The organism is Kitasatospora setae KM-6054 (assembly GCF_000269985.1).
Classification (GTDB): Bacteria; Actinomycetota; Actinomycetes; order Streptomycetales; family Streptomycetaceae; genus Kitasatospora; species Kitasatospora setae.
The window spans coordinates 7,412,731-7,436,168 of record NC_016109.1 but is presented as its reverse complement, the minus strand read 5'-3'; the positions used below and the strand labels follow the sequence as shown (position 1 = coordinate 7,436,168).

Sequence of the window (23,438 nt, the reverse complement as noted above, 5' to 3'; positions counted from 1 at the left end):
TTCACTCCTCTTCTCCGACCTGGAGCACCAGGGCGTGGAAGTACGCTCCTTGGCCGATCGCGGTGAGGACGCAGCGCTGTCCGGGGCGCAGGCGGCCGGTGCGGTCGGCGTGGTCGAGCGCGATCAGGGCGTCGTTGCCGTAGTTGTGGCCGAGTTCGCCGAGCAGGTCCAGGTGGACCCGGTCGCGGGGGTATCCGGTGGCGGTGCAGAAGGCGTTCCAGAACAGCTCGTTGTTCTGGTGCGGGAGCAGCAGGTCGGCCTGCTCCTGGCGGAGTCCGGCGTCGGCGAGCGCGGCGGCGACGACGGCGGTGAGCTGTTCGCCGCAGGCACGGCCGAAGGCGCGGGTCTCGTCGGGCGTCATCCGCAGGTTGGCGTGGAAGCGGGTGTCGCGGCCGCGGGCCTGGCCGAGCACCCGGTAGCGGCCGGGGCCCCGGCGGACGGTGAACGCGGTGGCGGAGTCCCCGGCGACGGTGACCAGCGGAATGACCCGGCTGCGGTCGGCGATGCTTCCCTGGTCGCCGCCGAGGACCAGGACGGTCTCGTCCGGGCGGGCCCCGGGGCGCTCCAGGTGGCGGGCCGCCAGTTCGACGCAGCGCAGGACGGCGGTGCAGGCCATCTGGGAGATCCCGTGGACCGGGACGGTGGCGGGCAGCGCGAGGGAGTCGCGCAGCCGGCCGGGGAAGCCGGTGCGCAGTGCCATGGGCTGGGTGAGCAGGGTGTGCCCGTAGAGCACCAGGGCGGGGTCGGCGGCGGGGCGGGCGCGTCCGGCGGTGGTCAGCAGGAGGTGTTCGTAGTCTTCGTCGGGGCCGACCACCGCGGTGGTGCGCAGCCCGTACAGCCGCTCGAACACCCGGAGGTGCGCGGGCGGGGTGCCGAGCCGGGTCAGCACGTCGGCGACCGGTTCGCGGGTCGCCGGCAGGCCGACCGCGACCCGGGAGAGGGTGGTGGCGGTCATGCGCGGGCACGTTCCTCGGGGTTCTGGGGGATGCGGTGGGGTGCGGGCTCGGGAGTGTGCGGGGCGAGCAGGACGTGGCAGTGGTAGCCGAGGTCGTGGTCGTCGTCGGCGATGAGCAGCGGCAGGTCCGGGTCGAGGGCGGGGAGTTCGCGGGCCAGCGCGGTCCAGGCCCCGATCCGGCTGCCGCCGCGGTCGGGGCGGACGGGGTGGGCCCCGGCCGGCGGGTCGAGGGGGGTCCGGCCCACGACGGGGGCGCCCAGTTCGCGGCCGGGGCCCGGGCCGAGCAGCAGGGCGACGGCGGCGTCGCGTTCGGGTCGGACGAATCCGGGTTCGGCGGGCAGCGTGCTCTGTTCGAGCAGGAGCACCAGGGCGCGCCGGGCGTCGCCCGCGCGGATCCGGCCGGCGGCGATCCGCAGGGCGGTGAACGGGCCCGCGGTGCCCTGCTCGGTGATGCCCAGGACGGTCGGGTGACCGCCGAGCAGGTGGCCGAGCAGGGCGCCGGGGAATCCGTCCGTCCGGCAGTCCGGGGTGGCGGCCGCCGTCAGCGCGAGGTCCACCTCGGGGAGCGGGCCGAGCGCCGTGCGGGCGGCCCGGACCAGGGTCGGGAAGGTGAGCCGGCTGCTGCGGTCCAGCCAGTCGCGGCCGGCGGCCGGGCCGTACACCGCTCGGGTTTCGCGCAGCGTTCGTTCGGCTTCGGGCGAGTCGGCCGCAAAAGCGGCCCGCTCGCCGTCGAGCGGAACGGAGAGGACCCGTTCCAGGCGTACGGCAGGCACGTCGCTCAGCCGTTCCGGAGGGTCGCCGCGACGAACTCGGTGAGCGAGCCGATGGTGGCGAGGTGGTCCTGTTCCAGGCTGTCGGGGTCGACCTCCATGCGGAGGCTGTCCTCCAGGTTCATCAGCAGGCCGAGGACGCTGGTGGAGTCGAGGTTGAGGTCGTCGAACAGGCGGATGTCGTCGCCGGTGTCGGCGAGCGGCTCGTCCAGGACGTCGGCGAGGGCGGCGACGACGACGGCCTTGATCCGGTCGTGGCTCAGGTCGGTGGAGGTGGTCATGGGGATGTCCTTCCGGTGGCCGGCCGACCGGCCGGCGGGTGGGTGACGCGGGTGGGTGACGCGGTGCGGTGTCCGCTCCGGTGGAGCTGCGGCGCGCCGTCAGCGCTGTCCGGTGAGGGCCCCGTGCAGGAGCTGGGGGCCGGTGAGGTGCTCGGTCTCGTCACGGCGGCGCACCAGCTGGGCGTCGCCGTCGACGACGAGGACCTCGGCGGGGTAACCGTGGCTGAGGAACAGCACCGGGGACGCGGTCGGCCCGTACGCGCCGGAGCGCTCGACGCCGATCAGGTCGCCCGGCCGGAGGTCGTCGGCGAGCTCGACGCCCTTGCCGAGGGTGTCGTTGGGGGTGCACAGCGGCCCGGTGACGTTCCACTTGGCGGCGGGCCCGCCGGCCCGGTTGAGCAGCCGCATCGGGAAGTTGCGCTTGGCGAAGGACCCGATGCCGACGGCCGCCATGTGGTGGTTGGTGCCGCCGTCGGTGATCGCGAAGCGCTCGCCCATGGACTCCTTGACGTAGCGCACGGCCGAGACGTAGACCCCGCCGGTGGCGACCAGGTACCGGCCGAGTTCCATCACGACGCGGGTGTCGGGGCGGCGCCGGTGGAACTCCTCGAAGATCGGGTTGACCAGGTCGGCGAGCCGGTCGACGTCCAGGTCCTGTTCCTGCGCGAAGTAGGCGACGCCGAGGCCGCCGCCGACGTCGACCAGGTCGAGCGGGAAGCCCTGGCGCTCGGCGAGCCGCTCGGCCATGTCGAGGATCCGGCGGGTGTTCTCGGCGACCGCCTCCTCGGACAGGATGCGGGTGCCCATGTAGGCCTGGACCCCGATCAGGTCCGTGCGGGCGTGCCGGCCGGGCAGGTCCTCGGCGTCGAACAGGGCCTGCTCGTCGATGCCGAACTGCCGCGGCTTGCCACCCATCGTCAGGCCGCTGCCCTTGACCGTGAACGAGGGGTTGACCCGGAGCACCACGCGGGCACGGGTGCCGAGGTCCGCGGCCAGCCGGTCGATCGCGGCGAGTTCGTCGATCGACTCGCAGATGATCGCCCGGATGTCCTCCTTGAGGCAGGCGGTGATCTCCTGCTCGCTCTTGCCGGGGCCGAGGAACATGATCTGGTCGGCGGGGACCCCCGCCTCCAGCGCGGTGACCAGCTCGGCCATCGAGGAGACCTCGGCGCGGGCACCGAGACGGTGCAGCAGCGCGCAGACACTGATGTTGGGGTTGGCCTTGAGCGAGTAGAAGATCTCCACCACCGGGTGCAGGCGGTCGCGCAGGCCCAGGTACTGGTCCCGGACGGCATCGCCGTCGTACAGGTAGAGCGGGGTGCCGAAGCGCTGGGCGAGTTCGCTGACGGGCAGGCCCTGCACGGTGTACTCGGGCTGTGCGGTGTGCTCGGGCTGTGCGGTGTGCTCGGGCTGTGCGGCCGTCTCGGGGGCGGCATCAGACATGGTGGAACCTCTCTGTGGTGAGGCGGTCGGTGACCGCGCGGTCGAGGTCGGCGAGCTCGGCCTCGGATCGGGCCACCAGCACCGCGTAGAGGCGGCCCGCGAAGGTGGGGGCGTCGTCCCCCGCGCCGTTCCCGGGCGCGGCGGCGTTGACGGTCGCGAAGTTGTTGACCAGCAGGCCGCGCCGCTCGGCGGGGGAGAACAGCAGCCCGGCCAGGGCGTCGTGGAGTTCGGCGAACGGCACGGGGGCGGCCAGGGTGAGCGGGTAGAGCCGGGCGGTGGCGAGCGCGTCGTGGTCCAGGAAGTGCTCCTGGAGGCGGGTCTGGTAGGTCGACATGTTGTTGCGGGCGTTGATCTCCAGCACCGGCAGCACCCGGCCGTCGCGCTCGACCAGGGCATCCACGCCGACCACTCCGTGGTAGCCGTCGGCGGCCAGGCGCGCGCCGATCAGGTCGGCGCCGTGCCGGACGGCGGCGAACTGGTCCGCGTCGAGCCGGGCCGGCATCCGGTGGCCCTTGTGGACGCCGTTCTCGGTGAGCGCCTCCTTGACGAAGTCGAAGCGGACCGAGCCGTCCTGACCGACCGTCAGGTGGTAGTTGAGGTCGGCGTGCTTGTCGGCCCACTCCTCGACGACGATCGACAGCCCCGGGTCGCCGGTGCGTTCGGCCCGCCGGACGAGCATCCGCACCAGCTGCTCCAGCCGCTTGACGTCGTCGATGACGGCGATGCCCTTGCCCGAGACGCCGTAGGCGTCCTTGACGCCGATCCTCCGTCCGGCCCGGACCGAGCGCGCCGCCTCCTTCGCCACCGCCTCGAACTCGCCGACGTTCTCGCAGGTCCAGCCGCGGGCCTGGCGCAGCCCCAGGTCGTCGGCGACCCGGCGGCTGTAGATCTTGCTGTTGACGGCCTTGGCGAGGGCCGCGCCGGGCAGCGCGGACGCGAGGCCGGTGGCGGCGCACAGCTCCTCCTCCACCGCGGACATGCCGTGCGGCAGCAGCCGGGCGCCGCTCCGCGCGCTGTCGGCGAGGCGTGCGAGCAGCGCGGGCGAGGCCAGCGCGTCCTCGCTGACGGTGCGGTCCGCGCGCTGTTCGTCGGCGACCAGGATCTCGGGCAGCGGGAGACCCAGTCCGACCAGGTGGGCCAGGTAGTCGTCGTCGGGACGGGACTTCAGCACCACCTGGTCACCGTCGCCGGCGAGCAGCAGCGCGAACTCGTCCATCCGGTTGACCAGGACGGTCGAGGTGCGGCTGGTCGTGGTCGGTACGCCGGACTCCCCCTTGGCCCACTCGTTCTCGACCTCGAAGTTGCCGAGGGCGACGAACCGGACGTCGGCCAGTCCGGTGCAGGCGCGTTTGACTCCCGTCCAGAAGTCCCCGGCCGTGGTGGTGTTCAATGCTTCGCTCCCGTCCCGGACCCGCCCCGCGGTGGAACGGGGGCAGGCCGCATCGGTCGACCGGCGGAAGCCGGCCGACAGCTCGGTTGGTGATCGGGCGAGGAACTGCCGGCTCGCCCGTCCGGGAGGGTTTTGATTTCATATCGGGGCACGCCGAAACATTCCGCCGGCGCACCAGGAAATCCGTGCGAAAAAATTGCCCGCAGCCCCCGGGAAGGAATCGCTTGACGATTGTCCAGGCTGTCGGACCGCACGCCGACAGCAATCTCCGAGGAGCAGGGAAAGATACCGGCGGGAAGACCCGGCGCCGGCTGGTGATTCAGTCAGGAAAAGCTCGATGGGCCCGTCTCAGTGCCGGAAAACCATGGCGGAGAACGTCGCCCCCAGGCCGACGGCGGCCATCAGGTAGAGGTCGCCGGAATTCAGTCGATTGCCCCGCACGGCATCGGCGTAATTGAGGAACGAGTCTGCACTGAAGCAGTGTCCGGTCTCCGGGATGTTCTCCAGGAACACCCGGTCGACCGGGAATCCGAGCAGTTTGCACACGCGGACCCAGGAGTTCCGGTTCACGTTGTGCGGGAGGATCAGGGCCAGGTCGGGAAGGGTCGCACCCGCGTCCGCCACAGCGGCCCGGACGACGCCGGCCAGCATCTCGGCGTACTCCTCCTGGAAGCGGGCGGCCAGCTCGGCCGTCATGTCGCCGGGCTGGAACTCGCCGCGGGTGTGGGCCGCGTAGCCGAGCAGCGCGCCGGGGCCCGGGTGGTCCCGGTACGTCGCGCGGACCAGGCAGGCGGCGGTGGCCTCCCCCATCACCGTGGTGCCCGGAATCAGCCGGGAAGCCTCGGTGTCGGCCTTCTCCCCGGTCAGGACCAGCGCCAGGGCGTCAGGGTCGCCGTCCTCGGCGAGCAGCCGGCCGGCCAGGTCGACCGCGGCGAGCCCGGAGGCGCACGCCTGCTGGGTCACGGTGAAGGCGATCGCGTGCCCCAGGCCGAGGTCGGCGCAGGTCTCGTGCAAGTGGTTGCGGGCCGCCGGTCCGGCGGTCGGCGCGGTCCGCGCCGCGATCACGTAGCGGACCCGGTGCTCGTTGCCGGGCAGGCCGGTCAGGCCCCTCGCGGCGGCGGTCAGGATCTCCCGCAGATCACGCCCGGGGGCGGTGAGGACGTGGCGCAGCCCCAGGAAGCGCTGGAACAGGCGGAGCTGGAACGCGTCGAGCCCCAACTCGTCCGCGATGTCGGCGATCGCCACCCGGCGTTCCGGGACATGGGCGGACACCTCGATGACGGCAGTCATGCCACCGCCCCGAGGACGACTGCCGGGAAACTCCCCCGGAGAATCGCCCGAGATAACGCCGCTCGGGCGCCCTCCGACGGGCCGGCCGAAAAACTGGATTCCTTACCCTGCACGAAAGCCCCCCCGTGGGATCCGCAGTGTCGCGATACTCAGCGGCTACGACAGGAAACTTATCTTCCTTTCGATCACCGATCAAGGTGATCTTGCCATCCGAGAGCACGGGTTCGAATATCGAACACGCCTGTCCCCCCCGGCGCCCGCGCACACGTCCGCCACGGGGCGAGGCACCGGAACCCGTTGGCCCGTGACAACGCGCCGCCGGTACGGTCGGTCCGTGTGCACCTACGCCTTCGTCCACTACAAGCTGCACTACGCGTGCGTGTCGTGCCGGATCAGCTTCAAACGGCATCCCGGCGGAGCCGGACCCGCGTGCCCGCGCTGCACCGGGCCGCTGCTGTGTGCCGGCCACGACTTCGCGGCACCCCGACGCGGCGATCGGAAGGCCTGGTCGGTCGTCGCCGTGGTCCTGAACGCCGGGCTGCGCTACGAGGGCTTCGAGCCGTGCGGTTGCGGGCGGGACCCGAAGTTCCGCCCGCGCACCCGGGCCCAGCTGCGCGCCCGCCGCAGGGTCGCCGCTCGCACCGGCGTCCCGCTCGCCGAGCTGCTCGGCCGGGCCGACCCGCTGGAGCCGTGCTGATCCCGGCAGGGTGAGCGCTGTTCACTCGGCCCGGCTCCTCGACGCGCGAACAGCCGCCGACTCCATCGGTGTCGGTCGCGGCGGGCACGGCCAGGGGGCGTCGACCGGGGAGAGCGCGGTCGGACCGAGCACGTCGGCCACGGCTCGGGCACGAGGTCACGCGCTCGGCCGGACACAGCCGGCGACCGGGCGGCGCTCAGTCCGCGGCGTCGGTGGTTTGGCGAAGACCCGCCCGGTAGGCCGGCTCCCAGGCCGTCCGGTCGTTCAGGTCCGGGCCGAACGCGCGTATGGATTCGGGGTCGGGCTCGATGGTCACCACCGTGTGCGCCTCGGCGGCCGCGAGTGCGGCGTTGGTCGCCGACCGCAGGGAGCCGTCCATGTACCGGCGGCCGTTGACGGTGATCGGTGGGCAGACGCCCGGGAAGGCGGTGCTCGCGGCCACGGCGCGGGGCAGTGGTGCGCCACTGGCACGGTCGAAGACCTGCTGCTCGCCGGTCTCGGTGTCGAGCGCGGTGACGAGCAGGTGCCGGTCGGGCCACTGGTCCGCACCGGCCATGGCGCGCATCCGGGCGATGTGCGCCCGCTCGGGGCCGGTCTCGGCGGCGAGCGCGATCCGGCCCACGCGGCGCCGCGCCTCGTCCGGGTTCGAGGCGGCACTGCCGAGCACCGCGAACGCCTCGCCCAGCCGGCGCCTGTCCGTCCGGGGAGGGGTGGCGTCGGCCGTGCGCACCCGAGCGCGCCCCGTACGTCCGCCTGGTCTTCGAGGTGCACGCCGACGGCCTGGCGCACCCCGAGAACTACCCGGACCGGGCGGAGACGATCACGAACTGGTTCGACGTCCTCGGCGCCAGGTTCCGCGACGTCGCCACCGCCCCCGACGACACCGTCACTCCCACGCTGGCCATGGCCGTCGTCCGGGGTCTGCTGTTCGATCTGACGACCACGGCCGACCGCCACCGCACCGACCGCGCCCTGGACCGCTTCTGTGCACTCCTGCGGCATTGAGGGAGGACCTCCGACCGGGCCGCCATCGACCTGCCCGACTCCGCCCCCGGCCACGGCCGTCTTCTGGCCCGCCGCAACCGCACCACCAGTGAACTCGCCCTGCCCGCTCACGCTTCGCGGATCCCTGCCACGGCCGGTGCGGGCTTTCCCGCCCGGACATTCCGCTGTTCGGGTCACAAACGGGACGGGGTCGAAGGACCGGTTGGGGCGGGGCTCTGATCAGCCACTATGGTGTCTCCGTCATACGGGCCGTGGCTGGGGGGCAGCGGGTGTCGAACGCGGGGTTGGCGCATCAGGTGCGCATGGTGCGGGCGGGAGCGGGGGATCCGCGGGCGATGGTGTCCGTGTTCCGGGGCAGTGCGGTCTACGTGCCGCAGGAGCCGGGCGGGGCGCTGTGGTGCGGGGAGCACGGCGGGGTGCGGTGGATCCTGGCGTTCACGTCGGAGGAGGAGCTGGGGGCCTTCGCGCGGGTGCGCGGGTTCGCGGGTTCCGAGCTGCCGTACGTGACGGTGCGCGGGGACCGGCTGCTGGACGTCGCGGTGCCGGCGGCCGGGGTGCCCTGCGGGGTGGCGCTGGACGCGGGCGGGGCGCAGCCGATGCTCTTCCCGCCGGTGCGCGGGATCGTCCCGGACGGGTGCGCGGTGGACGCGGGAACGGACCCGGGGACGGGCACGGAGACGGACGGGGTGCGGCGCTGATGGCCGACTTGCAGGTGGACCCGGCGGCGTTGGAGATGACCGCGAAGGGCATCAACGACGCGATCACGGAGCTGGAGGCGGTCGGGTTCGCGGAGGCCGCGGGCACCGGTCGCGGGTTCTCGTACCTGGAGATGACCGGGATGGAGATCGGCAGCCAGCGCTGCAAGGACGCGTTCGACGACTTCTGCGAGCGCTGGGCGCTGCGGGTCCGCGAGCTGGTGCAGGAGGGCAACGAGATCGCCGACCGGCTGAACCTGTCGGCGGGCCTGTACCACCAGCAGGAGGAGTACCTGAACAACGCGCTGAAGTACGCGGTCAACGCGGGCATGGGCAACCCGAACCTGACCGAGGACCAGGTCTCGGCGCAGTCCTGGGGCCAGACCTGGTCGGACAACGCGTACACCCAGTTCGCGAACGCCGACTACTCGGCGGACTCGATGCGGGCCGCGATGGTGCACAGCGAAGCCTCGATGAAGGGTCTCCAGGCGGACTTCGACCGCACCGTGCTGGAGGACGAGGACGCCGCGAAGGCCGCGGACGCCCGGGCGAACGCCCTCAACGAGCAGTACCGGCAGATGCCCGGGGCGACCCCCGCCCCGCCCGTCCCGGGCCAGGCCGAGGCCGCGCAGCCCGCGCAGTCGGCGGGGGCGGCGGGGGCCGCGCAATCGGCGGGGGCGGCGGGGGCCGCGCAATCGGCGGGGGCGGCGGGGGCCGCGCAGTCGGCGGGGGCGGCGGGGGGCCAGTGGTGAGACGGCGGCGGCAGCGGCGGACGGCTGAGCGGGCGGGGGTCGGACGATGGGCGTCCTAGACGGGATCGGGTCCTTCGTCGGCTCGGTGGTGGACGCGGGCACCGACCTCGTCGGCGGCACGCTGGACGCGATCGGCCTGGACGACTGGGGCCACGCCGTCGAGAAGTGGGGCGACGGGATCGCCGACGACCTGGGGGCCGCCGTCGGCGAGCGCAACCTCGGGGAGACCGACGACCCCGCGGAGCTGGTGCACGGCGACCTGAAGAAGCTCGGCGAGAACATCGGCCACCTGCGGAAGTTCGCGGCGGCGTTCGAGTCGACCGGCGAGGGCCTGGCCCGGATGGACTCCGCGCACTGGCAGGGCAAGGCCGCCGACGCCTTCCGCAGCCGGTTCGGCGACCACCCGCCGAAGTGGAGCGTCACCGGCCGGGCCTGCGCGGACGCCGCGAACGCGCTGGCCGGCCTGGCCGGCACCGTCGAGTGGGCGCAGGGCCAGGCCCGGCAGGCGATCGACCTGTACAAGCGGGCGCAGCAGGCCACCGAGGAGTCGAAGGACCAGTACAAGCGCCAGGTCGACTCGTACAACCAGGCCGTCCACGCGTACAACAGCGCGGTGCAGCACGGCGAGAGCCCCGCGCAGCCGGCGAAGCCGGGCGACTTCGCGGACGCCGGGGCGGACGGGCGGGCCGAGGCGGCGCGGACGCTGCTGGAGGCGCGGCGGCGGCGGGACGAGGCGGCGAACACGGCGGAGGCGGCGATCCGGGCCGCGACGCAGGCCGCGCCCAAGAAGGCCGGGTTCTGGCAGTCGCTCGGCAACGACCTGGCGGACGCGCCGCAGATCGCCGCCGTCTCGGCCGAGCACCTGGTGGTCGGCGCCGGCAAGGGCGCCGCCGACCTGCTCAAGTTCGCCCGCGGCGTCAACCCGATGGACCCGTACAACCTGAGCCACCCCGCGCAGTTCATGGACCACATGAACCAGGTCACCACCGGCCTGGCCCGCACCGCGATGCACCCCACCGAACTGCTGGGCGCGCTGGTCGGCACGGGCTGGGGCAGCGACCCCAGCGAGGCCGGCGGCAAGCTGCTCTTCAACATCCTGTCCGGCCTCGGCACCGGCGGCGCGGAGACCGCCGCGGTGGCCGCCGAACGGGTCGGCGTGGGCGCGGCGGAGAACGTCCTCAAGAGCGAGGTCGTGCACGCCGGGGAGTCCGCCGCCACCGGCGCCGGCCGGCGGGTCGCGAGCGGCGCCGCGGAGTGGAAGCCCGAACCGCAGCCGTTCACCATCCCGCCCGAGCGGGTGCCGTTCGAGGTCCGCAAGCCGTTCTACGAGACCCCGCCGGCCACCGCCGCCGACCCGGTCGCGGCCGTCCCGCGCGAACCGGCGGGATTCGCGCCGCACGAGCCGGGGGCCGGCGCGCCGCAGCCGCAGCCGCGGGTGCACGAGCCGGTGTCCGACGCGCCGCAGCCGCAGGTGCACGAGCCGGTGGGCGGCAGCGACCCGTTCGGCACCCGGGTGCACGACGGCGGGCAGCCGGCGGCGCCCGAGCCCGCGCCCGTCCAGCACGAGCCGGCGCCGGTGCGGGAGGAGCCCGTCCAGCAACAGCAGCACGAACCCGCGCAGCACGAGAGTGCCCAGCTTGAAGGCGCCCAGCATGAAGGCGCTCAGCACGAGGGGGCGCAGCACGACGCGGCGGACGGCGGTTCGGCGGACGGCGGTTCGGCCGATGGCGGGGCGTCGCACGACGGCGGCGGGGCGTCGCACGACGGCGGCGGGGCGTCGCACGACGGCGGCGGGGCGTCGCACGACGGCGGCGGGGCGTCGCACGACGGCGGCGGGGCCGATGCGGTGGCGGAGCCCGCGCCGGTGCAGCGGCCGAGTTCGCCGTACACGATGCGGTCGTTCGAGGACGTCCAGGCGGAGAACCTGCTGCGGGACGAGATGCGGGCGGCCGAGAAGGAGCTGTCGCAGGGGGCGGTGACGTTCAAGGACGGCAACGAGCTGAGCGACACGATGATCCGGGACTTCGGTGCGCAGTGGCGTGACGACGTCCGGAACTTCACCCCGGAGCAGGAGTCCGCCGTGCAGGCGTACACCCACGGGGAGACCGACGCGATCAACGGCTCGCTGCGCGGCCTCCAGCCGGACAGTCCGCAGATCGCGGAGCGGGTCCGGCAGTTGGACCAGGCGATCGCCGCGCACCCGGTGCCGCAGGACGTGATGGTGGCCCGCGGCATGGACCTGAAGCACCTGGACTTCAACGACCCGCAGGACCTGGTGGGCCGGGTCGTCAAGGAGGACGGCTACATGTCGACCTCGCCCGGCGACAAGGTGCCCGCCGCGTTCGACGGCAAGGAGGCGCTCGTGCACATGCGGGTGCCGGCCGGTACCGAGGGGCTCTGGGTCGGGGACGTCGGCGTCTTCTCGGACGCGGAGCGGGAGCTGCTGCTGCAGCGAGGTCTGAACTGGCGGATCGACAAGGTCGTCAAGGTCGACGGCAAGGTCCACATCTACGGCGAGGTCATACCGTGACGGAGAACCCCGAGGGCGTCCAGGGCAACGAGGGCGCCGGGAGCCGGCCGCGGCCGGTGCACGGCCCGGTGCCGAGCTACCCGGACTCGGCCGCCGGGCCGGTGCGGTACTGCCCGGTGGTCAGCGCGTACGGGACGCTGCAGGGCTACCTGTGGTTCGCGGAGGCGGAGAACGCCGCCGGGTTCGTGAAGATGCTGGTCCGGGAGGAGCTGAGCGGCGCCGGCCACTGGATCCTGCGGCTGCGCGACGCGTACGGGCGGGGGCTGACGGCCGCCGAGGCGGTGCACGAGCTCGCCACCGTGCCGCACGAGCGCGACTCCGGGCGGCCGGACCTCGCCGCGCTGGCCACCGCCGAGTCGCTGGCCGAGGTGGAGGAGTCGGGCCGGGCGGGCTGGGTCCCGCCGAAGGAGCCGGTCGCGCCGCGCGGTTACCGGCCGCTGCCGGACGGCCTGCGGCTGTCCTACGAGGACCGGCAGCGGCACGTCCGCTGGCTGTTCGAGACGGACGGGGGCGCGGCCGGGGACGGTCCGGTGCCGCCGGAGGCGGTGCTCGGCGGCTGGGAGTTCGACCGGGAGGGCCGGCCGGTGCGCTGGCGGCCCAACCCGCGGCACGGCGTGCCGGAGGCGGCGGGCGGCGAAGCGGGTGGCGGTACGAGCGGCGGGCCGGGCAGCGGGCCGGGCGGCGGTGCGGGGACGCTGCCGCCGTTGGGCGCCGGGCGGCGGCCCGCCGGGCGGGCGCTGCTGGGCTGGCTGGACGACCCGCGGGCGCCGCGGCTGTGCCGGGTCGCCGGGTCGAGCGGCAGCGGCCGCACCCACCTGCTGCACTGGTTGGCCGCGGCCTGCCCGGCGGACGGTCCGCGGCCCGGGCGGCGGGTGCGGGCGGTGCTGGCCGCCGACGGGCTGACCCCGGACTCCTTCGTGTGGCGGCTGTCCGCGCTGCTCGGCACCCCCGTCGCTGACACCACCGCGCTGATCGGGACGCTCACCGACGGCGCGCCCCTGGTGCTGGTGGTCACCGGCCTGGACCGGGCCGGCGGCGGCCTGCTGCCCGACGCGGCGCGGCGGATCGCCGAGGAGGTGCTGCGCCCGCTGCTCCGGGTGCCGTGGCTGCGGCTGGTGCTGGAGTGCGCGTCCGGCACCGCGGCGGCCGAGGCGCTGGACGTGCCGGCCGCCGTCCTCGACCTGGACGAGCCGCAGTGGACCGACCCCGACGCGTACGCCCGCTGGTGCGCCGCGCTGGCCGGACACCCGCTGCCCGCCGACGCGCTCTACCCCTCCCCCGGGCTGGCCGTGCTGGCCGCCCGGACCGCGCCCGGCGTGGCCTTCGAACCCGACGCCGGGCCCGCCCGGAAGGCCGAGGTGCTGGCCGAGGCGTGGTGGGCGTCGCTGCCGGAGGACGTCCGGGCGCCGGTCGCGGTGCTCGGCGCCGTCCGGGGCGGGATCGACACCGCACTGTGGGCCGAACTGCCCGGCGCGGGCGGGGCCGCGGCGGTCGACGAGGCGGCGGCGTTCCTGCCGCCCGACCCCGACGGGCGGCAGCGGGTCTGGCCGCACACCTTCGCCGACCGGCTCGCACTCTGGGCCGTCGACCACGCCGCGCTCCGGCAGGCCCTGCTGCCCGACCGGCCGGAGACGGCACCCGGCCCCGCCGACCGGCAGCGGCTCGGCCTGCTGCTGCGCCACGGCCTGCACACCGGCACACCGGTCCTCGACCTGCTCACCGACCCGGACGTGCTGGTGCACGCCGACCCGGACTCGGTCACCCTCGCGTTCGCCAGCTTCACCGAGGCGTTCGAGCAGGCCACCTCACCGACCCGGCTGCGCACCGGCCCGTTCTCCGGGACCCTCCCGGAACGGGACGGCGAGCCGCGGCGGTGGCTGATCGAATCCTGGTGGCTGGCCGGGCCGGTCGCCTCCCACACCGAGGAGCCGCGGCTGCGGGCCTCCGCGCTGCACGGCTGGCTGGCGGGCGGCGAGGAGCCGTGGTCCCGGGAGCTCGCCGAACGGCTGGCGGTGACGGCCGGCCACGACTGGCGGGTCCGCTGGTCGTTCGGCCGCCGGATCGAACCCGTCCGGCTGCTCGCCCCCGGCCACGGCGAACTGCGCACCGGCCGACTGCTGGTGGGCGTCGGCGACTCCGTCTACGTGATCGAACAGGCCGACGGGAAACCGGTCGCGCGGGACGCCCGGATCAAGCTCGGCCAGCCCTCCACGGTGGCCGTCGCCAGCAGCGCCGACGACGCCGCGCACGCCCTCTGGTGGGACGGCGCCACCGCCACCATCCGCCCCGACAACGGCTCGCGGACCTCCCACGACGCGCTGGTCCGGCTGCGCGAGTCGATGACGGGCGGGGCCACCGCGCTCACCGCGATCGGCGCCCCGCGCCCCGTCCTGGCGGGCGGCGACGACCACGGCGAGATCTACGCCATCCCCGAACTCGACCTGAGCGAAGCCCGCCGCTGCGAGAAGCGCCTGCACGACGGCCGGGTCACCGCCGTCGCCGTCGCCGGCTACGGCGACGAACACCTGATCCTCTCCGGCGGCGAGGACGGCCGCGTCTGGACCTGGCTCCCCGACCGCACCCCGCCCGAAGCCCCCACCCTCACCCGCGACCTGCCCGTCACCGCCCTCGCCGCACACGTCCTCCCGCAGGGCCTGATGTTCGCGGTCGGCTGGACCGACGGCCTGCTCCAGATCATGACCGTCTTCGGCACCCCCCTGCTCCGCGAGATCCGCTTCGGCACCCCCATCGTCGGCCTCGCCATCACCCCCACCGGCCTGCTCTGCGCGGCCACCGAGAGCGGCGTGCAGGCGATCGAACTCGCCGAACTGGCCTCGCCGGCCGGGCCGGGAACGGCGGGGACGGGGAGGGAAGGGAGAGAGGACGGGGACGGCTGACGGCAGGGGCGGCGGCGTGCAACCGGCCTCCGCCGCAAGGCGGTTGGACGGTCCAGGGCGACAACGGTGAGCGGCGCCCAACACGGCAGCGCCACCGCGCGACCAGCGAACCCGCCCCGCCCGCAGGGCGGTTCGCCCCGACCTGGAAACAGCGGACAGTCGCCGGGCAGGCAGAGCCGCCCACCGCAACGACGGGAACGGCAAGGGCCGAGGCGTCCAACCAGCCTCCACCTCAAGGTGGTTGGACGATCCAGGGCGGCAACGGGGAGCGGTACCCGGCTGCCGGACCGGCCTCGGCCGCGCGATGGTCGGCCGGATCGGAGGGGGTCAGAGGGCGGCGTCGGCGAGGGCGGTGATGGTGTCGCGGCCTTCGAGGACGGCGAGCCAGGTGGGGGGGAGGGCGGTGGCGCCGTGGAGGGCGCCGAGGAGGTTGCCGCAGACGGCGCCGGTGGAGTCGCTGTCGCCGGAGTGGTTGACGGAGAGCAGCAGGGCGGTCTGGAGGGGGGTGCGGTCGGGGCGGTCGGGGGTGGGGGCGAGGGCGGCGTAGAGGGCGATGGCGAGGGTCTCGTCGGCGGTCCAGCCGCCGCCGAGGCTCTCGACCCGGAGCGAGTCGGCGGGGCCCTCGGCGGCCAGGGCGAGGGCGCGTTCGAGGGCGGTGGTGGTCTCCTGGTGGTGGGGGTGGCGGGCGAGCAGGGCGAGGGCGTGGCGGGTGGCGTCGGCGAGCGGGCGGCCGGCCAGCAGGTGGCGGACGACGACGGCGAGGACGCCGGCCGGGTAGTAGCCGGTGGGGTGGCCGTGGGTGATGGTGGCGGCGTGCACGGCGAGCGCGAAGACCTGCTGGTCGTCGGCGCCGGCCGGCAGCAGGCCGGGGAAGCCGAACGGCGCGGAGCGCATCACCGCGCCGCAGCCCTTGGCGTCCGGGTTGACCGGGCCGGGGCGGCCGGTGACGGGGGTGCGGGGGTCGGGGGCGTGGCCGGCCAGGACGCCGTACTCGCAGGCGCGGCCGGGGGCGCGGCGGGCGTACAGCCAGGGTTCCTCGCGGAGGCGGCCGGTGCGGTGGGGGTGGCCGTCGGGGGGTGGCGGGGTGGCGTGGCGCTGGGTGTCGTGCCAGCGCAGGTAGGCGGCGAGGAGTTCGGGGCCGGGGCGGCCGGTGTGGCGGGCGTGCAGCAGGCCCTCGACGGTGAACAGGGTCATCTGGGTGTCGTCGGTGATCCGGCCGAGGACGCCGTGCCGGTCCGGTACCGGGCCGGTGATGCCGTCCGGGCCGTGTTCGGCCTCGACGGTGACCATGGAGCGCATCTCGATCGGGTTGCCGAGCATGTCGCCGAGCGCGCCGCCGAGCAGGCAGCCCCGCAGGCGGTCCGGTAGGCGGTCCCGCAGGCCGTCCGGTTGCTGCCGCGTCTCCATGTGCTCCCCCGTGGTCGGTCGTTCGCGTTCCCCGGCACCCTACGGCCGGGCCTGTCGGGGCCGGCGGCGAGGGTCGTGCGCGGGTCGTGCGCGGATCGGGGCGGGCCGTCCGTCGGGGCGGCCGGGTGACCCGGTGAGAGTGAGACGAGGCCGTGTCCGTGACGTGACACGGGTTCTTCACACTCGGCAGCATGAGGATTCACGGGGGGACGCGCGGGGGTCGGGTGCTGTGTTGGGCGGGGCATCCGGGGACGCTGCTGGCCGTGGCGGTGCTGGCGTTCAACGACCGGGTGGGCAAGCGGGCCTGGCCCGGCGCGCTGACCGGCAAGATCAGTGACGCGGCCTGGATGCTGGTCGTCCCGCCCGTCCTGGCCCTGGCCCTCTCCGCCCTGCCCCGCCTGCGCGGACGGCGGGCGGCACTGCTCGCCGTCGCCCTGACCGCGCTGACCTTCACCGCCGCGAAGTCGTCCACCGCCGGCGCCGAACTCACCTCCCGGGCCTGGTCGCTACTGACCGGCCTCCCCAGCCGGACGGTCGCCGACCGCACCGACCTGCTCACCCTGCCGGTGCTCGCCCTCTCCTGGTGGCTGTGGCGGCGCAGCGCCCGCCCCCGGCCCTGGCGCCGCACCCTCGCCCTGGCCACCGTCCCGCTCGCGGTCGCCGCCATGACCGCGACCTCGCCGGCGTACGAGCGGGCGCCGCGCCTGTGGGACGACCACGGCAGGCCGGTACTGGACAACGGCCGCCGCTGGACCACCGAGGACGGCGGCCTGACCTGGCACCTCGACACCAGGAGCAGTGCCGGGCCCGCCCCCTCCGCCTCCCCTTCCGAGCGGGAACCGCTCGCCGCCGAGGGCCGCTGCCTGCCCGAGGAACCGCAGGTCTGCTTCCGGCAGCGCGACTACGAGCTGCCCGTCGAGATCAGCCGGGACGGCGGGGCCGACTGGCAGGACGAGTACCTCCCGCCCGGCGTGCCGCGACCGCAGAAGAGCCTGCCGCCGCTGCCCTGGGAGACGGCGACGGCAGCGACGGCGACGGCGACGGCGACGGCAGCGGAGACCGGCACGGGGCCGACCGCGAGCACGGGTGCCGCCTTGGTCCCGTACCCGAAGCCGGCCGAGCTGGTGCTGGCGCCCGTGCCCGGCGGGCACACGGTGGTCGTGCACTACCCGTCCGTGGCGGATCTGCAGGTCCGTTCCCAGGATGGCCGGTGGAGCCAGGTCCCGCTGCCGCCCCGGCAGGAGCCGAAGGGGCTGGAGAGCGGGATCGGGCTGCTGCTCTCCTGTGCCCTGGCGTCCTTCGTCATCGGGCTGGCGGTGGCCTTCACCGGGCTGAACGCGCGCCGGCTGCGCGCGGGTCCGCAGCCCGGCGATCCGGACGGCCTGCGGTGGATGCTGGCGCTGCGTCAGGCGGCACCGTTCGGCTGGCTGGTGGGGGCGTCGGTGTTCCTCGGCCGGGACGGCGGGCCGTGGCTGTTCTGGCTGGCGTCGGCGCTGCTGATGCCGCTGCTGGCCCTGCTGTGGCAGCGTTCGCCGTACGCGTCGCCGGGGGACGGGAACACGGTGGCGATCATGGCGGTGTCGGTCACGGCGTCCTGCGTGTCGCTGTTCGGGGCGTTCCTGGGCACGGCGGGCCACTCCTGGACGGCCGCCTGCTGGACCGGGATCGGGTTCGCCGTGGCGGGCGGTGCGCTGGCCGGGCTGATCGGCTGGACGCCGCGTCCGGGGCTGCTGTACCCGGAGTACCCGGACTGGGAGCCGCCGTCCGAGCACGACCGGTCGGACGGCGGGGCGGACGACCGGTCGGACGGCGGGGCGGACCGGCGTTCGGGGGGTTGACGTCGGACGTTCATGGCGCGTGGTCGACCCCTGGCCTTCGCGCGCCACGGTCCCGGGCTCCCGCCCCGAGGGAGTGGATCCGTCCGTCCCGTGCACCGCGACGCCGGGGGTGTCCGGGCTGTCGGGGGCCGTCGCTAGGGTTCCCCGTGTCGATCATCGGATGGTCAGGGCGCGGAGGAGTGGGCTGTGCGGCGCTGGGAGCTCGTCGGGGACGGTTCAGCGAAGTTCTGGGAGGCGGCCGTCGAAGCCGCCGCGGTGCGGGTGCGCTACGGGCGGATCGGCACCGAGGGGCGCGAGCAGCTGAAGGAACTGCCCTCGGCGGACGCGGCGGCGGCGCACTTCGCCAAGCAGGTCGCGGAGAAGGAGCGCAAGGGCTACACCGAGGTCGCGGCCGTAGCGACCGGAGTGGCCGGAGCGACCGGAGTAGCCGGAGCGGCCGGCAGCGAGGGGACGGCTGCTGCGGACGCGGCTGTCACGGACCCGGACGTCGCGGCGGGCGAGCTGCCGGACGAGGAGCTGTTCGTGCTGCCCGCCGCCTGGCGGAGGGCGGTGCTGCCCCGGCGCGGGGGCCGGGTGCCGGAGGTGGTGCGGCCGGGGGCGGAGGCCCTGGAGCGGGAGCAGCGGCGGATCGCCGGCCGGCCGGGGTGGGTGCCGCAGGTGCTGGACGCCCCGGCCTCCGATCCGGAGCTGGTGCGGGCCGCCCGCGCCTACCTGGCCGGGGCGCCGGACGCGGCGGGTGCCGCGGCGGTGGCGGCCATGCTGCCGGCCGCCTGGCAGGCCGACGACGCGGAGCACGCGCTGTTCGTCGACGCCTGGACGGCCCGGCACGGGCTGCCGTTCGCGGTGCGGGCGCTGCTGGAGAGGGACGCCGTGGAGGTCCACTACCAGCAGTCCGGGCGCGAGGTCTCGGACCTCGCGCTGCGCCCCCGGACCGTCTTCCCGAGCCGCTACGGGCAGCAGGCGCTCCCGGCCGAGGGCCGGCTGCGCACCCTGCTCGCCGCCGCGCCGGAGGCGGAGTACCGGGAGGCCCTCGCCGTCCTCGCCGCGCACCGGGACACGCCCCGGCGCCGGGCGCTCGCCTCGTACCTCGCCCCGGGCGTGCCCGGCTGGCTGGACGAGTGCCTGGCGGACCTGACCGGCCGGCCCGACGACGAGGCGCAGCTGGCCCTGCTGCTGCTGCACTCGCTGGACGACCCGGCGCAGGTGGAGCCGTTCCTCGACGTCTTCCTCGGGCTCTGGCGCAAGGTGCCGGTGCAGCTGATCGCGACCGCCGTCGACGGCGTCGGCACGGCCGCCGCCCCGCTGGTCGGCGACTGGCTGGCGATGGCGCGCGGGACGGACGGGGTGAAGGGCCTCGCCGCCGCGCTGACGCACTTCCCGACCGACGAGGCGTTCCGGGCGCTGCTGGCCCGGCAGGACGACAAGCACGTCCGCCCGGCACTGCTGGAGGCGGCCCGGCGGTACCCGGTCCGGGCCCTGCGGCTGCTGGCCGAGGCGGCGGTACCGGACGGTCCGGACGGCCAGGACGGTCCGAACCGCCAGGCCGCGGCGGCGGCCCGGCAGTTGCTCGTCGTGCACCTCTCGGCGCACCGGGAACTGCTGCCGCGGGCCCTGCCGTCGGTGCTGCCGCTGCTCGGCCCGGCGGCGGCCGCGCTGCTCGCCGAGCTGGCCCCCGTCCGCCCGCAGGCGCCCGAGGCCGGGCCCGGGGCGCTGCCGCCGCTGCTGGTCGCGCCGCCGTGGACCCGGCCGCGGACCCGCCGGGCGCCGCGGGTGGTGGAGGGCCTGCCGCCGAACGGGCCGGAGGGGGACGGGCCGGAGACGGAACTGGTCTGGCGGGCCGGTGAGCGGGAGCGCTGGACCCAGGCCGACTTCTCCGGGTACCGGTACCCGGCGGACACCGACTGGGCCGCCGAGGCGGCGCGGCTGCTGACCGGGGCCTCCGGCCTCTGGTACTCGACCCGGCTGCTGGCCCAGGGCCCGGTCGAGGCGCTGGCCCCGGCCCTGGCCGACTGGCGGCCGGACGACCTGTGGGGCGGCTCGGAGTACCTGCCGTCGGTGGTCGCCAAGTACGGCCGGGCCGCGCTGCCGATGGCGCTGCACGCCGCCCGCTCCAAGCCGGGCGTCCTCTCCTCGCTGCTGCTGCCGTTCCTGGACGCGGGCGCGGCCCGGCTGCTGGCGGACGGCCTGCTGCGGCTCAAGTCGGTGCACGCGACGGCCCGTTCGTGGTTCGCCCGGCACGGGGTGGCGGGCGCGCTGCTGCTCGTCCCGGACGCGGTGGGCCCGGCCGGACGGGGACGGGACGCCGCCGAGAACGCCCTGCGGCTGGTCGCGGCCAAGACGGGCACGGCGGGCGCGGAGGGCACGGCGGGTGCGGCGGGCACGGCGGGTGCGGCGGGCACGGCGGGCACGGCGGGCACGGCGGGCACGGCGGGCACGGCGGGCACAGAGGGCACGGAGGCGCTGCTGGCCGCCGTGGCCGCCCGGTACGGCGAAGCGGCGGCGGAGGCCGTCGCCGAGGTGCTGGCCGCCGATCCGCTGGAGACCGCGCTGCCGGCCCGGATGCCGGTCCTGCCCGTCTGGGCGCGTCCCGGCGTGCTGCCGCAGCTGCTGCTGCGGGACGGCTCCGGCACGGCGCTGCCGGAGGCGGCGGCGGGGCACGTGCTGACGATGCTGGCGCTGTCGAGGCCCGGCGCCCCCTACCCGGGGCTCGCGGTGGCGGTCGAGGTGTGCGGGGCGGAGTCGGCGGCCGAGTTCGGCTGGGCCCTGTTCGAGCAGTGGCGGCAGGCCGGGGCGCCGGCGAAGGAGAGCTGGGCGCTGCACGCGCTCGGCGTCCTGGGCGACGACGGGACGGTGCGCCGGCTGACCCCGGTGATCCGGGACTGGCCCGGGCAGGGCGCCCACCAGCGGGCCGTCGAAGGGCTGGACGTGCTGGCCGCGATCGGCACCGACCTCGCCCTGCTGCACCTGCACGGCATCTCCCAGCGGGTGAAGTTCAAGGCGTTGAAGGCCCGCGCCCAGGAACGGATCACCGAGATCGCCGAGGGCCTCGGCCTGACCGCCGAGCAGCTCGCCGACCGCCTCGTCCCCGACTTCGGCCTCGACCCGGCCGGCACCACCGCCATCGACTACGGGACGCGGACCTTCACCGTCGGCTTCGACGAGCAGCTCCGCCCCTACGTCCTCGACCCGGACGGCAAGCGCCGCAAGGACCTGCCCGCCGTCGGCACCCGCGACGACCAGGTGCTCGCCCCCGCCGAGCGCAAGCGCTTCGCCGCGCTGAAGAAGGACGTCCGCACCACCGCGGCCGACCTGCTCCGCCGCCTGGAGGCCGCGATGGTCACCCAACGGACCTGGAGCGCCGAGGAGTTCACCGCGCTGTTCGTCGAGCACCCGCTGGTCTGGCACCTGGCCCGGCGGCTGGTCTGGCAGGCCGAGGGCGGCGGCCCGTTCCGGATCGCCGAGGACCGCTCCCTCGCCGACGCGGACGACACGCCCTGCACGCTGCCCGCCGACGCGGTCGTCCGGCTGGCGCACCCGCTGCTGCTGGGCGAGGCGGCGGTGGCGGCCTGGTCGGAGCTGTTCGCCGACTACGAGATCCTCCAGCCCTTCCCGCAACTCGGCCGCCCCGTCCACCACCTGACCCCCGAAGAAGCCGCCGCCAACCGGCTGCACCGCTTCGAGGGCCGCACCGTCCCGGTCGGCCGCCTGCTCGGCCTGACCAAGCGCGGCTGGGAACGCGGCGCACCCCAGGACGCCGGAGTGGAACGCTGGTTCTCCAAGCGCCTCGCCGACGGCTGCCACCTGGTCATCCAACTCGACGAGGGCATCGCGGTCGGCCTGCTCGACGAGTTCCCCGACCAGACCTTCGAGACGATCTGGCTGGACTCCTCCCCCGGCGACCACCACCCCCGCGTCGACTACCCGCTGCGCTACGGCGCGCTGGACCCGGTCGCCGCCTCCGAACTCCTCGCCGAACTGGAGGAGGTCACGGCCGGGTGACCCGGCCCGGCTGACGGGAACGGGTACCGGTGCGGGTCGCGGCGGTGGCGAGGACGGGGAGGAGGACGAGCGCCAGGACGCCGCCGCCGAGGGCCAGGGCGGGGTAGCCGGCCAGGCCGGCGACGGCGCCGGAGGCGAGGCCGCCGGTGGCGCCGGCGATGGCGATGGCGACGTCGACGGCGCCCTGGGTGCGGGCCCGGGTGGCGAGCGGGACGGCCTCGGTGAGGAGCGCGGTGCCGGAGACCAGGCCGAAGTTCCAGCCGGCTCCGAGCAGGACCAGGGCGACGGCGAGCAGCGCGACCGAGTCGGCGGGGGCGAGCGCCGCCAGCGCGCCCGCGGCCAGCAGGGTGAGCCCGGCGGCGGCGCCGACGGCGAGCGGGCCGTGCCGGTCGACCAGCCGCCCGGTGAGCGGGGAGGGCAGGTACATCGCGGCCACGTGCAGGGCGATGACCAGGCCGGACGCGGCGGTGCCGTGGCCGTGGTCGTGCATGTGGACGGGCGTCATCGTCATCACCGCGACCATCACCACCTGCGTGACCACCATGACCTGGGCGCCGAGCAGGACGCGCTGCCGGACCCGGGCAGCGGCCGCCGGACCGGTCGGGAGGTCGGCGGCGCCGGCCGGGTCGGGGGCGGCGGCGGCCAGCGTGCGGGCGAGCAGCAGCGGGTCGGGGCGCAGCCGGGTGGCGAGGACGAGCGCGGCGGCCGCGTAGGCGACGCCGGCCAGCAGGAACGGTCCGGCCAGCCGGGGCAGGCCGAGCGCGTGGGCGAGAGCCCCGGTGGGCGCGGCCAGGTTGGGGCCGAGGACGCCGCCGAGAGTGGTGGCGACCAGGACGGTGGAGACCGCGCGGGCCCGGTGACCGGGCGCGGCGAGATCGGCTCCGGCGTAGCGGGCCTGCAGGTTGGTGGCGGTGCCGGCGCCGTAGACGAAGAGCGCGGCGAACAGCAGGACCGGGCTGTGCAGGGCCGCGGCGGCGATCACGCCGACGCTGCCGACCGCTCCGGTCGCGTACCCCGCGGCGAGACCGGGACGACGGCCGCAGGCGGCGGATATCCGGCTGACCGCGATCGCGGCGCAGGCGCTGCCCGCGGTGAACAGGGCGCTGGGCAGCCCGGCGAGGCCGGTACTGCCGAGCATCTCCTGGGCGAGCAGCGCGCCGACGGTGATGCCGGCGGCGAGACCCGCGCCGCTGAGGACCTGCGAGACGACCAGCACCCGCAGGACGTGCCGCTGCGCGTCCGGGGCGACGGCGGCCGGGGCGGTCCCCGGGGTGGCGGTGCTGGTCACGAACTCTCCTCCATGGTCCAAATTTCCATGGAATAGGGTATCAAGCCAGGTCATCCGCCCGACAGCCCGCTGCGCGGGGCGGGGCGCGAGCGCCGCGCGGGCGAGGCATGGACGAGGTGCGGGCAGAACGTGCCCGCTGCGCGGGGCAGGGCGCGGGCGAAGGCGAAGGCGAGGCACGGACGCTGCGCGGGGCAGGGCGCG

The 23,438-nt window shown here is 75.4% G+C and carries 17 protein-coding genes; 8 read left to right on the top strand and 9 right to left on the bottom strand.

Annotated elements, in window-relative coordinates; genetic code table 11:
• Position 1: 1 nt before the first annotated feature.
• The 6 genes from KSE_RS32580 to KSE_RS32555 form a co-directional block, all read right to left on the bottom strand.
• Entirely contained in the window at positions 2 to 955 is a 954-nt protein-coding gene (locus KSE_RS32580; RefSeq protein ID WP_014139645.1) for a 3-oxoacyl-[acyl-carrier-protein] synthase III C-terminal domain-containing protein, read from the bottom strand.
• Positions 952 to 1,728, bottom strand: coding sequence for a beta-ketoacyl-[acyl-carrier-protein] synthase family protein (locus tag KSE_RS39005; RefSeq protein ID WP_014139644.1), 777 nt, complete (start codon positions 1,726 to 1,728; stop codon positions 952 to 954). Before KSE_RS39005 ends, KSE_RS32580 begins: the two co-directional genes overlap by 4 nt.
• A 5-nt stretch (positions 1,729 to 1,733) precedes the next feature.
• Positions 1,734 to 2,006, bottom strand: a complete 273-nt coding sequence (locus KSE_RS32570) for an acyl carrier protein (protein ID WP_014139643.1) — start codon at positions 2,004 to 2,006, stop codon at positions 1,734 to 1,736.
• Between the two features lie 99 nt (positions 2,007 to 2,105).
• Positions 2,106 to 3,368: a type III PLP-dependent enzyme gene (locus KSE_RS32565; protein ID WP_014139642.1), complete on the bottom strand. Its 1,263-nt coding sequence runs from the start codon at positions 3,366 to 3,368 to the stop codon at positions 2,106 to 2,108.
• 73 nt (positions 3,369 to 3,441) lie between these two features.
• Positions 3,442 to 4,839 carry a preATP grasp domain-containing protein gene (locus KSE_RS32560; protein ID WP_014139641.1) on the bottom strand — a complete coding sequence of 466 codons (1,398 nt, stop codon included), beginning with the start codon at positions 4,837 to 4,839 and terminating at the stop codon, positions 3,442 to 3,444.
• A gap of 348 nt (positions 4,840 to 5,187) precedes the next feature.
• Entirely contained in the window at positions 5,188 to 6,129 is a 942-nt protein-coding gene (locus KSE_RS32555; RefSeq protein ID WP_014139640.1) for a 3-oxoacyl-[acyl-carrier-protein] synthase III C-terminal domain-containing protein, read from the bottom strand.
• A gap of 334 nt (positions 6,130 to 6,463) precedes the next feature.
• Between KSE_RS32555 and KSE_RS32550 the strand changes: the two genes are divergently transcribed.
• A complete protein-coding gene (locus KSE_RS32550; RefSeq protein WP_197540723.1) occupies positions 6,464 to 6,826 on the top strand; it encodes a hypothetical protein in 363 nt (120 codons plus the stop codon).
• A gap of 196 nt (positions 6,827 to 7,022) precedes the next feature.
• On the opposite strand, the gene KSE_RS32545 is transcribed toward KSE_RS32550, so the two are convergent.
• On the bottom strand, positions 7,023 to 7,556 hold the full coding sequence (locus KSE_RS32545) for a patatin-like phospholipase family protein (protein WP_014139638.1): 534 nt from the start codon (positions 7,554 to 7,556) through the stop codon (positions 7,023 to 7,025).
• Between the two features lie 35 nt (positions 7,557 to 7,591).
• On the opposite strand from KSE_RS32545, the gene KSE_RS43105 reads away from it, so the two are divergent.
• From KSE_RS43105 to KSE_RS43715, 5 genes are all read left to right on the top strand, one after another.
• Positions 7,592 to 7,831, top strand: coding sequence for a hypothetical protein (locus KSE_RS43105; RefSeq protein ID WP_014139637.1), 240 nt, complete (start codon positions 7,592 to 7,594; stop codon positions 7,829 to 7,831).
• 335 nt (positions 7,832 to 8,166) lie between these two features.
• Complete coding sequence (locus KSE_RS32535) at positions 8,167 to 8,529, top strand: SseB family protein (protein WP_033258612.1); 363 nt, start codon at positions 8,167 to 8,169, stop codon at positions 8,527 to 8,529.
• Positions 8,529 to 9,278: a hypothetical protein gene (locus tag KSE_RS32530; RefSeq protein ID WP_014139635.1), complete on the top strand. Its 750-nt coding sequence runs from the start codon at positions 8,529 to 8,531 to the stop codon at positions 9,276 to 9,278. The genes KSE_RS32535 and KSE_RS32530 overlap by 1 nt, the downstream gene beginning before the upstream one ends.
• A gap of 46 nt (positions 9,279 to 9,324) precedes the next feature.
• Entirely contained in the window at positions 9,325 to 11,808 is a 2,484-nt protein-coding gene (locus KSE_RS32525; protein WP_014139634.1) for a putative T7SS-secreted protein, read from the top strand.
• Entirely contained in the window at positions 11,805 to 14,705 is a 2,901-nt protein-coding gene (locus tag KSE_RS43715) for a hypothetical protein (RefSeq protein WP_033258601.1), read from the top strand. Before KSE_RS32525 ends, KSE_RS43715 begins: the two co-directional genes overlap by 4 nt.
• A gap of 327 nt (positions 14,706 to 15,032) precedes the next feature.
• Here KSE_RS43715 and KSE_RS32515 read toward each other — a convergent pair whose 3' ends face one another.
• Entirely contained in the window at positions 15,033 to 16,112 is a 1,080-nt protein-coding gene (locus KSE_RS32515; RefSeq protein ID WP_014139632.1) for an ADP-ribosylglycohydrolase family protein, read from the bottom strand.
• A 191-nt stretch (positions 16,113 to 16,303) separates the two neighbouring features.
• Here KSE_RS32515 and KSE_RS32510 point away from each other — a divergent pair, with 191 nt between their 5' ends.
• Positions 16,304 to 17,950 carry a hypothetical protein gene (locus KSE_RS32510; protein WP_014139631.1) on the top strand — a complete coding sequence of 549 codons (1,647 nt, stop codon included), beginning with the start codon at positions 16,304 to 16,306 and terminating at the stop codon, positions 17,948 to 17,950.
• Between the two features lie 186 nt (positions 17,951 to 18,136).
• Positions 18,137 to 21,949: a DUF4132 domain-containing protein gene (locus KSE_RS46025; RefSeq protein WP_014139630.1), complete on the top strand. Its 3,813-nt coding sequence runs from the start codon at positions 18,137 to 18,139 to the stop codon at positions 21,947 to 21,949.
• On the opposite strand, the gene KSE_RS32500 is transcribed toward KSE_RS46025, so the two are convergent.
• Positions 21,936 to 23,237, bottom strand: a complete 1,302-nt coding sequence (locus KSE_RS32500; protein ID WP_014139629.1) for an MFS transporter — start codon at positions 23,235 to 23,237, stop codon at positions 21,936 to 21,938. The genes KSE_RS46025 and KSE_RS32500 overlap by 14 nt on opposite strands.
• Positions 23,238 to 23,438 lie beyond the last annotated feature (201 nt).